The sequence below is a fragment of the Wolbachia endosymbiont (group B) of Protocalliphora azurea genome (genome assembly GCF_947251865.1).
Lineage (GTDB): Bacteria > Pseudomonadota > Alphaproteobacteria > Rickettsiales > Anaplasmataceae > Wolbachia.
Genome location: NZ_OX366394.1, coordinates 1,357,741 through 1,372,669, shown reverse-complemented (window position 1 = coordinate 1,372,669; position 14,929 = coordinate 1,357,741). Strand labels below are relative to the sequence as shown.

Annotated in this window: 12 protein-coding genes and 1 pseudogene; 7 read left to right on the top strand and 6 right to left on the bottom strand. The window is 34.5% G+C overall.

The genetic code is table 11. The annotated features are described in order from the left end of the window. Positions 1-576: 576 nt before the first annotated feature. Positions 577-930, bottom strand: coding sequence for a TrbC/VirB2 family protein (locus tag OPR35_RS06520; protein WP_214303143.1), 354 nt, complete (start codon positions 928-930; stop codon positions 577-579). A 128-nt stretch (positions 931-1,058) separates the two neighbouring features. Between OPR35_RS06520 and OPR35_RS06515 the strand changes: the two genes are divergently transcribed. The 7 genes and pseudogenes from OPR35_RS06515 to OPR35_RS06485 all read left to right on the top strand — a co-directional run bounded on the left by OPR35_RS06515 (position 1,059) and on the right by OPR35_RS06485 (position 8,602). After that, the gene (locus tag OPR35_RS06515) at positions 1,059-1,874 is read left to right on the top strand and encodes a YihY/virulence factor BrkB family protein (RefSeq protein WP_007302309.1); all 816 of its coding nucleotides are present in this window, start codon (positions 1,059-1,061) and stop codon (positions 1,872-1,874) included. Continuing rightward, the gene (locus OPR35_RS06510) at positions 1,861-2,625 is read left to right on the top strand and encodes an SDR family oxidoreductase (RefSeq protein WP_007302308.1); all 765 of its coding nucleotides are present in this window, start codon (positions 1,861-1,863) and stop codon (positions 2,623-2,625) included. The genes OPR35_RS06515 and OPR35_RS06510 overlap by 14 nt, the downstream gene beginning before the upstream one ends. 116 nt (positions 2,626-2,741) lie before the next feature. After that, the gene (gene carB, locus OPR35_RS06505) at positions 2,742-5,960 is read left to right on the top strand and encodes a carbamoyl-phosphate synthase large subunit (protein WP_052264966.1); all 3,219 of its coding nucleotides are present in this window, start codon (positions 2,742-2,744) and stop codon (positions 5,958-5,960) included. Positions 5,961-6,125: 165 nt separating this feature from the next. Further along, a pseudogene (locus tag OPR35_RS06500) lies at positions 6,126-6,954 on the top strand (IS630 family transposase). A 197-nt stretch (positions 6,955-7,151) separates the two neighbouring features. Continuing rightward, complete coding sequence (locus OPR35_RS06495) at positions 7,152-7,361, top strand: diacylglycerol kinase (RefSeq protein WP_265024811.1); 210 nt, start codon at positions 7,152-7,154, stop codon at positions 7,359-7,361. A 44-nt stretch (positions 7,362-7,405) separates the two neighbouring features. Then, a protein-coding gene (locus OPR35_RS06490; protein WP_230608967.1) for an IS630 family transposase occupies positions 7,406-8,408 on the top strand; the annotation gives its coding sequence in 2 pieces (ribosomal slippage) (positions 7,406-7,915 and positions 7,917-8,408; 1,002 coding nt in all). A gap of 2 nt (positions 8,409-8,410) precedes the next feature. Next, positions 8,411-8,602: a diacylglycerol kinase gene (locus OPR35_RS06485; RefSeq protein WP_265024810.1), complete on the top strand. Its 192-nt coding sequence runs from the start codon at positions 8,411-8,413 to the stop codon at positions 8,600-8,602. A gap of 6 nt (positions 8,603-8,608) precedes the next feature. Here the strand turns inward: OPR35_RS06485 and OPR35_RS06480 are convergent, their stop codons facing one another. From OPR35_RS06480 to OPR35_RS06460, 5 genes are read right to left on the bottom strand one after another with little or no spacing between them, the layout of a single operon-like run. Further along, positions 8,609-9,556 carry an RluA family pseudouridine synthase gene (locus tag OPR35_RS06480; RefSeq protein WP_007302305.1) on the bottom strand — a complete coding sequence of 316 codons (948 nt, stop codon included), beginning with the start codon at positions 9,554-9,556 and terminating at the stop codon, positions 8,609-8,611. After that, entirely contained in the window at positions 9,541-10,800 is a 1,260-nt protein-coding gene (locus OPR35_RS06475) for a coiled-coil domain-containing protein (RefSeq protein ID WP_262986257.1), read from the bottom strand. The genes OPR35_RS06480 and OPR35_RS06475 overlap by 16 nt, the downstream gene beginning before the upstream one ends. Next, complete coding sequence (locus OPR35_RS06470; protein WP_264686125.1) at positions 10,793-12,205, bottom strand: IS4-like element ISWosp2 family transposase; 1,413 nt, start codon at positions 12,203-12,205, stop codon at positions 10,793-10,795. The genes OPR35_RS06475 and OPR35_RS06470 overlap by 8 nt, the downstream gene beginning before the upstream one ends. A gap of 47 nt (positions 12,206-12,252) precedes the next feature. Then, complete coding sequence (locus OPR35_RS06465) at positions 12,253-12,861, bottom strand: hypothetical protein (RefSeq protein WP_265024809.1); 609 nt, start codon at positions 12,859-12,861, stop codon at positions 12,253-12,255. 41 nt (positions 12,862-12,902) lie between these two features. After that, positions 12,903-14,927, bottom strand: coding sequence for a ComEC/Rec2 family competence protein (locus OPR35_RS06460; protein WP_026097260.1), 2,025 nt, complete (start codon positions 14,925-14,927; stop codon positions 12,903-12,905). Between the last annotated feature and the right edge of the window lie 2 nt (positions 14,928-14,929).

The following is a 14,929-nucleotide window of genomic DNA, read 5'->3' as shown; positions in this document are numbered from 1 at the left end:
CTTATTTTTGACCTGCAGGCTCAATTACAAAATCAGTAAAAAACTCAAATATTTATTGGCAAATTACACAAAAATTATAGCGGCTTTTTTTATTTTTTCTACATTCAGCCAAAACGCGCTTGTTAGCACATTATCAATTTACATTATAAAACTTGTCACACGGGGATTCTTTTGCCTTTTTTCTTCATTTGGTAAATTTCTTAATATTTGCAACTAAAGTAATTTTCGAGAGGTGTTATGTAAGTAGCTGACACACAGCTGTACGAGCATTCATTTTTGAAAGTAAATTGCGTAGCAAATGGTGTCATCCGAGTAGCTGACACTGGGATCCATCTCTTAATACAGCCTCATCAAAAATGTTGTGTTTTAACATAAAATTAACTGCTTTTATGCTCATAAACTTAATATCCAATCAAATTTCCTGGATCCCAGTGTCAAGCACTGGGATGACACCGTCATAAAGTAAACCAGTACTTGGATGAACTGGCAAAAATTGCTCTTAAATCACAAGTTCGTGCAATGATGGTGCTTCTTTAAGAAGCACCATTTGCTAATGTTTTGAAGCTTTAATGCTTATTATACGCATGTATTTTTTGTTGCATCCCATCTTTTACCATCAGGGCAAGCAGTTGCACCATCTTTACAAATCACACCACCTGGTACTATTTTTGAAACAACTACAGGTGCACCAAAAAACACAGCAGTAAATGCACCAAGTGCAAAAAGCGCTGGCCATGGCATTCTGCCAAATATTGCCAGCAATGCTGCACCTATTATCACTATTGTAATCATAGGCCCGCCTATACCGTGAGTATAGCCTACTATTTTGCATATTGTATTGGTTGTTGCATCATCAGTAACAGCAGCAGCAAAAGCATTATCAAATGCAAAGGAAAGAATTAAAGCTACAAGTAGAAGAAAATTTTTCATTATGCCTCCGTATTTAACGCTGGATTATCTATCATTTTGATTAAATTTAAGTAAACGGTGAGGATTTTTTGCTTAAAAGTATGCTTTATTTCATTTAGAATACTTTTCTTAGTTTATTTATATTACAAGTGCTACAGAAATTTTATAGTATCGTTTATTGCCTTTATCGTGCTTTAATTGACACAATTTATAATGATGGAGTGGAGCATGCAGGGTATCTATCATTTTTAATCCTGTTATCAATATTTCCTTTTCTTATTGTTTTAATAGCCATGGCATCAACGTTCGCAAATTTCTTAGATCAATACAATGTCGGCTGGGCATTTATTATTGATAACATGCCACAGGATATTTTATCATCTTTGATGCCACGTATTAGGGAGATAATATCAGGCCCTCCGCAAAGCTTATTAACCTTGGCAATTGTAGGCGCTGTTTGGACTGCCTCATCGACAATTGAAGGATTTAGAACGATATTGAATAAGGCCTATAAAGTTCCGGTTTCATCGCCTTATATATGGAGAAGGGTGCTCAGTATATTACAATTTTTAGTAATTACGCTTGTTACAACTCTGACTATAGTATTTTTTACATTAGTGCCAATGTTAATTGATTTTTCTTACCAAGGGCTAAGTTATACTAGATATTTACTTATTGAGTTTGTGCTTTTTACTATAGTATCTTGGCTATATTTTACATTGCCAAACATAAAGCAAAACTTATCAGACGTATTTCCCGGATCTTGTGTGGCTGTTATTCTTTGGACGATCTCTGCTTCAGCTTTCAAGCAATATTTAAAAGCTTCCTTTGATCAACTGAATTTGATATATGGAAGTTTAGGTGGTGTGGTAGTATCGTTACTATTTTTTTATGTGCTAAGTTTGATTTTTATATATGGAGCAAAATTTAATTTTCAGCTAAAATATTTCAATGGATCTTGCTAAGGAGAAAGAAATGGGTAAGTTAGAAGGTAAAGTAGCTTTAATTACCGGGGCTTCAGGTGGAATAGGCTCTGCTGTTGCAAAAAGGTTTGTAAGAGAAGGTGCATGTGTGATTCTGATTTCAAGGTTTATCGATCACCTCAAGCCACTGTATAATGAAATTGAAGAGCTTAAAGAAGGCTATGTAAAACTAATTCAGCTTGATCTTTTAGACTTTGAAAACGTAGAAAAACTGGCAAATATGATAGAAAGCCCAAAATTATCAGAATCTGGCACACTTGATATACTGATTACATGCACTGAAATTTTATGTAAGTTGAGCCCTGTTCACGATTGTGAGCTTGAAGATCTACAGAAGGTAATGAATACAAATTTTACTGCCAGTTGGTACTTGCTAAAAAATTTGGGTCCGATACTAAAAAAGTCTAATGCTGGAAGAGCGATATTCATGACCTCAAAGATAACACTTTCTCCTTCCTCTTATCCATATTGGATGCCATATGCTGCAAGTAAAGTTGCACTAGAAGCAATGGTGAAGATATATGCATCTGAGACAAAACATACGAATTTGTGCATAAATGCCGTGTATTCGGAAGAGCCTATCGATAGTGAAATGTATAAGCAAGCATTTCCGGGAAAAGATATATCTGAATTGGTGCCACCTGATAAACTGACAGACAAATTTGTAGAACTTGCTTCTGAAGATTGTAGCATATCAGGACAAATCTTACCACTTAGCAAATCTCCCGAGTAAATTACCATAGTATCTGCAAAGATACTGTTAAGCCTAAAGGTAGTTAGGTTTAATAAAAATTCACATACACAGGAAAGATTGGTAACATTATTTGAGTCGAGACTATTATTGTAATTATGCCAAAACGCACAGATATAGAATCTATATTAGTAATAGGAGCAGGCCCAATAGTTATAGGTCAGGCATGCGAGTTTGATTATTCTGGAACGCAAAGCTGTAAAGTATTAAAAAGTGAAGGTTATAAAGTCATTTTAGTTAACTCCAACCCCGCAACTATAATGACAGATCCTGAATTCTCTGATGCAACTTATATTGAGCCGGTGCTACCTGAAATCATAGAGAAAATTATAATTAAGGAGATGCCAGATGCAATATTGCCAACAATGGGCGGGCAAACAGCACTCAATTGCGCAATAAAACTTGCAGATGATGGAGTGTTAGACAAATACAACGTAGAATTAATAGGAGTAAATAGAGAAGCAATAAAAAAAGCGGAAGATAGAGAATTATTTCGCCAATCCATGGATAAAATAGGTCTAAAATACCCCAAAAGTATCATTATAAAAAATCAAGAACAAATAAAAAAGGCTTTGGATTACATTGGATTACCAGCAATCATCCGTTCATCATTCACTCTTGGTGGCGCAGGTAGCGGCATAGCATACAATAAAGAGGAGTTTTTCAATATTGCAGAAAGTGCTCTAAAAATTTCACCAATAAATGAAGTTCAGATAGATGAATCAATTATGGGCTGGAAGGAATATGAAATGGAAGTTATCCGTGACTGCAAGGATAACTGTATAATAGTGTGTTCAATAGAAAATATTGATCCAATGGGAGTGCACACCGGAGATAGTATCACAGTTGCTCCTGCTTTGACTCTGCGTGATGCTGAATATCAACAAATGAGAAATGCATCTATAGCAGTGTTGAGAGAAATTGATGTTAGCGCCGGTGGTGCAAATGTTCAGTTTGCAGTGAATCCTAAAGAAGATGGAAGCCTCGTTGTAATTGAAATGAATCCAAGGGTTTCTCGCTCCTCTGCACTTGCTTCGAAAGCAACAGGCTATCCTATTGCAAAAGTTGTAACTAAACTTGCTATTGGCTATTCGCTCGATGAAATATGTAACGACTGTGCTCCAGTTATACCTGCTGCATTCGAACCAGTGATTGATTATATCGTCACTAAAATTCCTCGATTTGAGTTTGAGAAATTTAAGGGGACGAATTGTGAACTATCAACCTCCATGAAATCAGTGGGAGAAGTAATGTCTATAGGCCGCACTTTTAATGAGTCACTACAGAAAGCTTTTCGCTCACTTGAAACAGGGCTCACGGGACTTGATGAAGTGTTTTCTGAAGACACAGATGTTAAATCTCAATTAGCAAAATTGCTGCCAAACAGATTACTGATTGCTGCTGACGCAATGCGTCACGGAATTAGCATAGAAGAAATAAATTCGATTACAGGATATGACTTATGGTTTCTGCAAAATATACAGCAAATCATCTTGGCTGAACAAAAAATCAAGGAAAACGGCCTTCCTGGAACTGCATATGAAATGTTAGAGCTGAAAAAAATGGGATTTTCAGATGCAAGGTTGGCAAAGTTAAGCAATAAGAAAGTAGAGCAAATTGAAGCAATAAGGAAAAGGTTTGGTACTAAACAAGTTTATAAACGTGTAGACACCTGTGCAGCTGAATTTGAATCGAGCACTGCTTATATGTATGGCTGCTATGAGGGTGATGTTGAAAATAAAACGGAATGTGAGGCGAATATTTCGGATCGAAAAAAAGTTGTCATTTTAGGAAGTGGTCCAAACCGCATTGGTCAGGGTATTGAGTTTGATTATGCATGCGTACATGCAGCTTCTGCCGCCAAAGAAATGGGATATGAAACAATAATGATTAACTGTAATCCAGAAACCGTCTCAACTGACTACGATACCGCTGATCGTTTATATTTCGCCCCACTGATTGCAGAGGATGTGCTTGAAATACTAAGCAAAGAGCAAGAAAATGGCACACTGGTTGGTGTAATAGTTCAAATCGGCGGGCAAACGCCTTTAAAGTTAGCCAAAGTGCTTAACGAGAGAGGTTTCAAAATTCTGGGAACTTCGTTTGATTCTATTGACCTTGCAGAAGATCGCATGAGATTTAAAAATCTTGCTTTGCAACTTAATTTAAAACAACCTGAAAATTCTATCTGCCATTCAGTAGAAGAAGCGTTAACCAACGCAGAAAAGGTGGGGTTTCCACTAGTAGTCAGGCCATCATATGTCCTCGGCGGTCAGTCTATGTCGATTAGACACGATACTCAGAGCTTTAAAGAGTATGTCTTGAATCAAACCAAAATTTTTGAACACGGATCGCTGCTTCTTGATAAATTTTTAGTCAATGCAGTTGAGGTTGACGTTGATGCTGTATGTGATGGGAAAAAAGTTTTCATTGCAGCGGTCATGGAGCACATTGAAGAAGCTGGTATCCACTCTGGCGATTCAACATGCTCAATACCGACAAATACATTGAGTGACGAAGTAATAAAAGAGATCGAGCTCCAAACTGAAAGAATAGCATTAGCATTAAAAGTGAAAGGTCTGATAAACATTCAGTTTGCTGTTCAAGAGAGTGATGTATACATACTTGAAGTGAATTTAAGGGCTAGCCGTACAGTTCCTTTCATTTCCAAGGTAATCAACATTCCTGTTGCAAAGCTTGCCACTCAGGTTATTTTGGGTAAAAATTTGAATCAGGAAAACAAGCCTTTCAATCATTTTGCAGTTAAAGCTGCTGTTTTTCCATTTACCCGCTTTGCAGGAGTTGATACTTTACTTGGTCCTGAAATGAAATCAACAGGAGAAGTGATGGGAATTGACTTATCTTTCGAAGCTGCACTTGCAAAAGTGCACATGGCTGCAGGATACAAGTTACCAACAGAAGGAGCAGCTCTGGTTTCAGTAAAAGATGATGATAAAGAGTGTATATTGCCTGTTGCACGAATGTTGAAAGAACTGAGTTTTGAAATATATGCCACCAAAGGCACAGCTTCGTATCTGAACAATAACGGCATTGCTGCAAAAGCTGTAAATAAAGTGAGAGAAGGCAGACCCCACATAGTTGATATGCTCAAAGATGGAAAAATAAATCTAGTGATCAATACCTCAAAAGGTGTGAAATCAGTTTCAGATAGCAAAGATATCAGGAGAACTGCTATTTTGCAAAATATAGCTTATAGCACCACAGCTTCTGGGAGTAAAGCGTTAGCGCTTGCAATTCAATATGTAAAGAATAGCAAATTGGAAGTGAAATCATTACAGCAGATACAAAATGTTTAAATATCAAGACTATAATAAATTATTACTTATTTCAAAATGAGGATCGTGTAAGCTAAGGCGAGAGAAATTTAATTAAAGGATTTTTGTGTCAGTATCAATATATATAGCACTTCTCATAATAGTCCAAAAAAGGTAAGATATGGATTTATAGTAGTGATGGTAAGCATGCCAGCAGCATATAGTTATGACTTAAGAAAAAAGGTAATGGAAGCATTGGATGAAGGAGAGAGTGGAGAAACTGTTGCCAAGAGATTTAAGATTGGAGAAACAACTTTATATGAGTGGAAGAAAAGACGTGAGAAAACGGGAGATTTTCAATCAAAAAAGCTTGGAAGCGTGGCATAAAATTACCGACTGGAATGCATTTGCCGAATTTGCAAATGAGCAAGGTGGCAAAACTCAGTCAGAGATGCTGGGGCAATATTAGTAGACAAACAATTCATCGAGCACTTAAAAATATAGGATTCACAAGAAAAAAAAGACCTACGGATATAAAGAAAGAAATGAAGAAAAGCGAGCTCAATTTTCAAAGGTTATAGCAACAAAAGAACCTAAAGAATTAGTGTATATAGATGAGTCTGGCATTGATAACACTGAACCTATGGGTATTGCCAGAAAGGACAGCGGTTTTATGCCCTAAAATCTGGAAAGAAAACTCAACGAATTAGCATGGTTGCAGCCTTAAGTGGAAGAAAAATAATTGCTCCGTTAACCTTTAAAGGCCACTGCAATATGGATATCTTTAATAAATGGTTTGAGCAGTTTCTGACACCGATTTTGGAACCTGGACAAACTGTTATCCTTGATAATGCTACTTTTCATAAGTCTAATAAGATTTGCTAAAGGAGTTGGTGCAGAAATTTTATATCTTCCTCCATATTCTCCAGATTTCAACAAAATTGAGCATTATTGGTTTGCTATAAAAAACAGAGCCAGGAAAAACATTCCTCTATTCGAATCCTTTCGTCGTGCTGTTGATTCTGCCTTCCTATGACCTGTTCGGACTATTATGAGAAATGCTATAACTGCCTTGAGCGTTTGTTGAAAGGCTTTGTACTAATTTTCTTGATTCAAACAATATGCTAGACTTTAACTTAAAAATCTTTGTAAGTGATCACGACTGAAAGGTATTTTCATGCATTTTTTACCTGAGTGCAATAAGTGTAATTCATTGAGTTTCCAAAATTGATAATGAAGAAAAGCATTACTCGTCTAATAAAAGCAATTCAATACTCCTGTGAAGGAATAAAATCAGCTTTTGTATCAGAAGTTGCGTTTAGACAGGAGTTACTGCTTTTTATAATATGTGTTTCAACTTTGTTTGTTTTAGATGTAAGTAATTTAGAACGTGCAGTAATGGTAATACCAATTCCCACTATGCAAAGAACAGATAGACAATAATGGGAAAGAAGTGATAATAAAGTAGATAAAATAGAGAGGTATAAATGGCATTAAGGTCAAAACTATTAGACGAAAAAGTTGTAAATTTGGCGAAAGAAATGTTAAAAAAGGTCAGAAATAACGCATATGTTTCAAAAAAGTTACAAGCGGTGATAGCAGGAAAAGAAAGTAGTATAAGCGCTGTGGCAAGAATATGTAAAATTTCAAGGACTGCTTTGACTGAATGGATAAAGCATCTAAAATTTGGTAGAGTAGAAAGATTATTTGCCCCGTCTCAGCGGCGAAGAAAAAGCAAATTAAAGAAAAATCAACGTGAGCAAATTGAAATATGGGTAGAAAGAAATCCAAATATTACTATTAAGGAAGTGCAGATAAAAATCTCAGAGGAATTTGGCCTAAACATTAGCAAATCAACAGTGCACCGTGAGATACAAAGGATGAAATTTTCTTATATAACACCGAGGCCAATGCACCATAAACAAGATAAAAACAAGCAAGAAGAGTTTAAAAAATACTTCAATAAAATAGTCAATTCCCACCCTGAAAAAGAGGTGTTTTTTTGATGAATCACGATTTGGAACTCATTCAAAAATCGGACACGGATGGTTTAAAAAAGGGGTCAGAACGCAGGTTAAAATGAAAATTGGTAGACAAAATTTCTATATCTACAGTGCGGTAAATCCAAGAAGTGGTAAGAAAATCAGCCTACTTGCTCCATATGTAAACACTGATTGTATGAATATATTTCTGGAGCAGATGTCGAAAGATTTAGGCACGAAAAAAGCCTTTCTTGTAATGGATTGTGCAAGTTGGCATAGATCAAAAAGTTTGAAATTTCAGGAAAACATTACCATTATATACTTGCCTCCTTATTCACCGGAACTGAATCCTGTTGAGAGGTTGTGGCAATATATCAAATACAATACTTTACGTAACAGAGTCTACGATACCATAGGCTTACTTGCAGATGTTCTGTGTAATTTTATTGTCAGTATTTCCAGCACTACTATTAAACGAGTTTGTAATGTTTCTTATTTGTTCGATTAGTAATGGAATTTGGTATAAGTAGCCTATTTTTGGTGTTAATTGTAGAAATTATTAACACTGCTTTTGAAACAACAATTGAGCGTATTTCCAGTGAACAACATATACTTTCAAAAAAAGTGAAAGATCTAGGTAGTGCAGCAGTTTTTCTCTCATTAATTAATTTCTTGATAACATGGATGATAATATTGATATGAATGTTGTTAAGATATATTTTCAAATTCACCGATTAAGACTTGCATGTCTTGTGGTAAATCAGAAACAAATTCTATATATTCTTTACTTTTTGGATGATATAAGCCTAGCGTGTGAGCATGTAGTGCCTGTCTATTGAAATTACGGATAAAGTCAGAGTTTTTAGCATGTTTTTCACTTTTACTACTATTTTTTCCGTAAACTTGATCACCAACTACAGAATGTCCTATGTGGCTCATGTGTACTCGAATTTGGTGTGTTCTGCCTGTCTCTAAAGTACATTTAACCAGGCTTGCTTGCCCTATAATTTTCTTCACTGAATAATGAGTGATTGCTAATTTACCTGCTGTTTTTGTGACACACATCATTTCTTTATTACTGCGTTTTGGAGCAATATGGGTTTTTACTGTTCCTTGCAGATTAGGTAATGCTCCCCAAATTACTGCTAAGTATTCCCGTTTTATTTTACGATTTGATAGCAGTTCAGACAAGAAGCTGTGGGATTGTTCATTTTTTGCAATTACCATGAGTCCACTAGTATCTTTATCAAGCCTGTGAACAATTCCTGGTCTTGTATTTGTATATGGAATTTTGCCAAGGTGAGCGATCACTGCATTCAGGAGTGTATCATTGTTTGTTCCAGCACCTGGGTGTACTGTTAATCTACTTTGTTTACTCAGAACTATAATGTCATCATCTTCATAGACGATATCAAGTTTTATGTCATAATTAGGCTCAATTGATGTGGATATGTCAGGTTGAATGAGATGCACCACATACTCTTCACCTGGTTTTACTATGTGATCATTATTAATTATCGGTATACCAAGTAATTTCACCTGCTCATTCTGTATCAATCTTTGCGCTTTACTGCGAGATATGTTGCATTTTTTAGCTACATAAGTATCTAATCTTAATTTTTTCTCTTCACTACTAATATTTAAAGTCCTGAACATGCTACTTCAAATGCTGCATGAACATCTGGATTCACAAAATCAACTTTTGTACTAGGTTGAATTTGAAGGCCGTCTTGTTTTTTAATGTGGCAAATTGTTTGAGAGCCATCTTTCCAGTAAATTATTATTTTATTATCAAAATTCCGTAGCGTTAACTCCCTCTTTTCTTCTTTTTTATCTTTTTCTTCTAGCTTAATAGACTCTAATAAATAATATAGAAAGCCACTTGCTTTACCGTTAACTTTTTTTCTCCATTCATCCATTTTTTCTTGTTCAGATAATTCTTTTTCCAATTTTGCATTTTCTTGCTCCAGCTCTTTCATCCTTTTTTTTGATTTTAATAATCTATTTTTTTCTATTGCTTTTTTCTCTTCATCTCGCTGTTTTTCAAGAGAAGTAGCAGTAATACTGCCTTCACTGCTATTAGGTTCGGTTGATTGAGTTTGTTTATTCTTTAATTCTTCTAGTTCATCTTTTACTTTTTTTAGCTCTTCCTCTAATTTCTTCCTTATCTTTTCCGCCTCTTTTTTTTGCTTTTCCAACATATCTATAAACAAAGGATCATCACTAACTGTGCTTTCCCCAGATTTAAAAAAGCCAACAAATCTGCTTGGTTCAAATCGCTCAACCTTATCTTCAGCGATTTTAATAGCATTATCTAAACTAGAAAAAATACTTTCAATGTTTAGTGAACTTGCTCTTTTTACCAGCCCTTTAGCTTCACTTAAAATGGGCGAGATTTCCTTGTGCAACTCATCCAAATCTTCTTTGATGTCTTCTCTGACTCTTCGTAGATGAACAAGTGTTTCTTTAATTTCATCATTTGCAGGCTTTAGAAGCTTATTATCGAGTAGACCTTTAACTTCATCTAACTGCTTATCAAGTGAGTCAACAATTTTATCTGTAAAATCAGTCAAGTGCTTATCAAGTAATTTTATCAATCGAGATGTAGAATCATTTTCTTCTTCATCTTTTGTCTTTTTTTCCATTACTGATACAACCCCACCTCTTCTGAATGGAAAGAGAATATCCAAATTGTTAAACTTTTTAACAATATTATGATTATTGTTTATCTCATTGTTTTTTAGCTTGCTGAATGTTATACATATCCCAACAATAGCAATGATACTAGCCAGTGCAACTATGGCCCATTCCAAATCCTGAATATTGGCAAAGCTCAGTCTATTTTGTATTAACGCACCAACTATAATTACAGCACTAATTACATACTTACTATTACCCACAAATATAAAGTTCGTGAGCAAGTCGCCATCCTTCTGCTAGATCAAAGAGACGTCTCCATCCTTTCCAAATAGTAATGGGTCCTGGTTCTAGATCATTTTTTCTAGCCAAATGTCCTCCAAGTTGAGCAACCCATGAAACAGCTTCTTTTATAGTAGGAGTTGCATTTGAACATGGTTTTCTATGTATTTTTACATATAGAACTTTCCATTCTTCTTCGGCTAATAAGGTAGTACACGGTAATGTTGGATCAGTTCTTGCAATTGTTGTAATAAAGAAAATTCTCCAAGCAATAATACTCATTACTGTTAAATATCGCATCAACCTTTCTGCTGTTCCAAGCCTACATTCTTCAACTTTGAGACCAGATTTTAAAATTTTATGTAATATTTCTATTTTCCATCTAAGACAATACCACCTAACTTTTTCAACAGCTTCATCAAAGGTATTGACTGGAAGATTTGTTAAAAGCATCCACTCTAGCGGACTTGTTTCAGAAGGAAAGTCTTTTTCAACAACGTAAACTGCATAGTGTGGTAATTTAAGTAATTCTTCTTTCTTATGCCTAATACTATTCTTAGATGGATGCATAATAAACTTTCCGAATCTAACTTCCAAATGTGCTGTTCTTTTTGGCTTATTATCTTTTGCAGGAACTTCAACTTTTACCGTACCTGCACAATGAGAGGATTTAATAAATTCCCATAACTTCTGCTCACCTTTTTCAGGATATCGAGATTTTCTATTTACTGCCCTATCTTTGGAAGCTCTAACTAACACTGCCGAATTAAGATTATGTGCAAGCTCAAAAAACTCATATATATCTGCTTCTCTATCGCATATAGTTATAGTCTCAGTTTGAGTTGAATCAATAATGTTGTTTGTGTTGCTTAAAGTTTCTAACCATTTTATACTCTCTTTATCTTCAATGCGGATACTGTCATTGTTCTTTTTTTTTATGTTTTCAGATTCTTCAGGTCTTGAATAAATTTTTTGATCTAGTATCCCTAGTACCAAACCTTCTATACTAACAGCTAGAGCTGTATGCATTATAATACCTTGACTATGTTTTCTTGTAATAACTCCCAATCCACTTGTTTTTTCATGGTCTGTGTATGAAATATAACTTGTATCTTGGATCACAAAAATTTTTTTATGGGCTTTTGTTCTTTCAACTGTTTTAGCAACGTGTGAAGCTAGAATATCGCCTTCTTTCACGTTCTCATTTTGAAAAAAACGATATGCTGCTTTTGCTTCTGACCAACTTCCACACGCCTGATTGATTGAGCTTTCAGGTAAACTTGTAAAACTATCAGCAATATTTACTAATCGGTCAGTTAACCTTTTATCTCCAAGTACAGCATCTCCAAATTCATTTTCAGCCCATTCATTATTCCTGTTTGCCATTTTTTACCCTCAATGTTTGCAAACTTTAATGTTGTAATACTTTATTTTTATGTCCATTTATATTTGTGGGTAATAGTAAGAATTACATATGGTATGGTAAGAAAAATTGCCTTATTCTTATTCTCTTGTCTTTGATCATCTAATATTTTTTTTTGATTTTCAGAGATTGGCAAAATTATTGAAAAGCTTGCTTTTTTGTGACTTGTAAAACTTAAATTTGGTTTTATCTCTATTTTTAGAGCATTTTCAGCAAGTTCACTTATCTCGTTGTCTTTGCCACCTCTAATTTTATCATTTATTAATTCCTCTATCGGCTTTTTTCCTTCTTTTATCTTCTGCTTATGCATATATCTCATAGCAGAAGAGGCTGCAAAAGTTGTTAAAAGAATAATAGAAACCAAAGTGTAAATTGGCATGAATGTTGGGTTAAAAATATCTGTAATAAAGCTTAAATTATTACTAGTTATTATTATTGCAGCTACATAAGCCAAAGAAAATTGAAGCCAAGTATTTACAGCTGCTATAGGTAGAGTGTTACTTACGGAATATTTCTTTGCTGCATGCCATAATCTAGGGAAAAAACCAATAGCATCATCTATTTTGGCAAAATGATGATCTACTTTAACACTTAAAGGATTTATTATATCTAAAGGCATAAACTTCCTAGCACCTAATTAATTATATACTAATAACACTTTTAAAACAAGTTTTTTGGCTTATGCCAAGGACGATTAGAACGGACTTTGCTAACCTTTATGCCACTATTTGCTAGCCAAACAGAGTGTGTGCCATATGCCTCTAAGTCAGAGTATTTGATGATTTTAGTATTGCAAGCTGGATAGTTAAACTTGCTTAACTGAATTACTAGATCGACATTGTTACAATTTTCTAAAATATCTTCTCTTTTATGAGCTAGCAACACTGACTTATTATTTCCTTTATTATATGTACAGTCATAATCATTACATTTTAGCCTTTTGTTTGAATTACTGAATTTAGTGTGATTCAAAATTTGATTCTGCCCGTTTTGTTTAGCCCATGTTTTGACAACAAAGTTCCTATTTTTCCTAGTAAGAGAATATAGTAAACTGTCATCTTCTTTTACAGCAAGATTATCAATACTGACCAGGATGTCAGGGGTTCTATACATAGCGCTAGAGAAAATACCCAGCACAATAAAGAAAATTCCAAAAAAACGCCAATTCCTTTCCCACAAGCATAGCCACAATAACCCAAGTGTTATTATAATAATTGATGAGCCAGGAAAAGTGCGAGTGGGAATAACCAAATACTGAAGACTAGCGATTGCATTTGTTATACACAAGATACTGTCAATTGGGCGCTCTATAAATGGCGCTATAATCCATTCAATACCTAAAGGAATCAATAAAACATAAATTATTCCAAGTGGAATAATAATGAGTGTAACTATTGGTATAGCAATCAAATTTGTGATAATGCCACTGATTGAAAAATAGTTAAAATTGTATATTGTGTACGGAACAGTTGCTAAACTTGCTATGACTGAGCTGATCATTATCGACACAAAATATTTTATTATTTTTATTTTGAATAACTTATTAGCATTGATCTGATAGCTGGCAACTAGTGCCAAAACAGCAGAAAATGACATTTGAAAACCTGGCTTTAAGATTGCTTCTGGCTCCACTATGAGTATCACCGAAGCAGCAAACGCAATTGCTATTAATCCTCGATATTTCCTTTCTATGATTATTGCAACAAGTACCAAGATCACCATGATGTAGGCACGCTGAGCAGAAATTTGCATACCGGTAATCAACAAATAAAAGGTAGTTGGCAAGATAGTAAAGAATGCAGATATTTTTTTAGTGTTATATTTAAGAGTCAAAGTTTCAGATATTGCAAATAAATTACGGAATACTATAAAAAATAGACCAGCAACAAACGATAAATGTAAACCAGATATAGCGAATAAATGTGCTATACCTGAATCTCGTATCGCATTCATAGTTTTTTGATCTATCCCGTCTTTTTTGCCAATTAATAATGCAGAGATTATGTCCGCGTGTGGCTTTTTGGTATTTTGCTGTAGGTTTTCATAGATATATTGACGGAAAGATTCTATATACTCTTGAAATTTTCTTGCTTCAGCCTTTTTGTACAGGACTATTTTGCTTGTTGCAAAGCCTGTTGCACTTATTTTCTGATAATATGCTATTCTTGCAAAATCATATGCATATTCCGAAGGCGCAATTTTTGGAGGAAAGAGTTTTGCTGATAATTTTACTTGATCCCCTATTTTAATGCCTTCTTCCGCTTTTGTTTTAACTGATATTCTGATGTTATCCAGCTTGAACTTCGTGTTTTTTATTTCATAAAGCAAAAATTGTTTATATGAGCCCCTATCGTTAATATCCTTCACTGTAGCAACAATATCTTTCACATACCTTTCCTTATCAAGAATATGAGTATTAACTGAATCTGTTCTGAATTTGCTGGCTGTAAATCCTATGAGCACTGCAATTAAAGAAATGCATAATATTGCGTATTTCCTGTATAATATTGCAATCAGAATTAGTATAGGTGAAAGCAAGAGAAAAATAGATATAGTGAAAGCACAGCTTGGTTCAAAATTTAATGAGAAATAGGTTAAAATTCCTGCACACTGAAAAATAGGGAACCACAATATCAAGTTATATTTTTCATTGCACAGATTGTTATGTATATAATTTACTATCATGT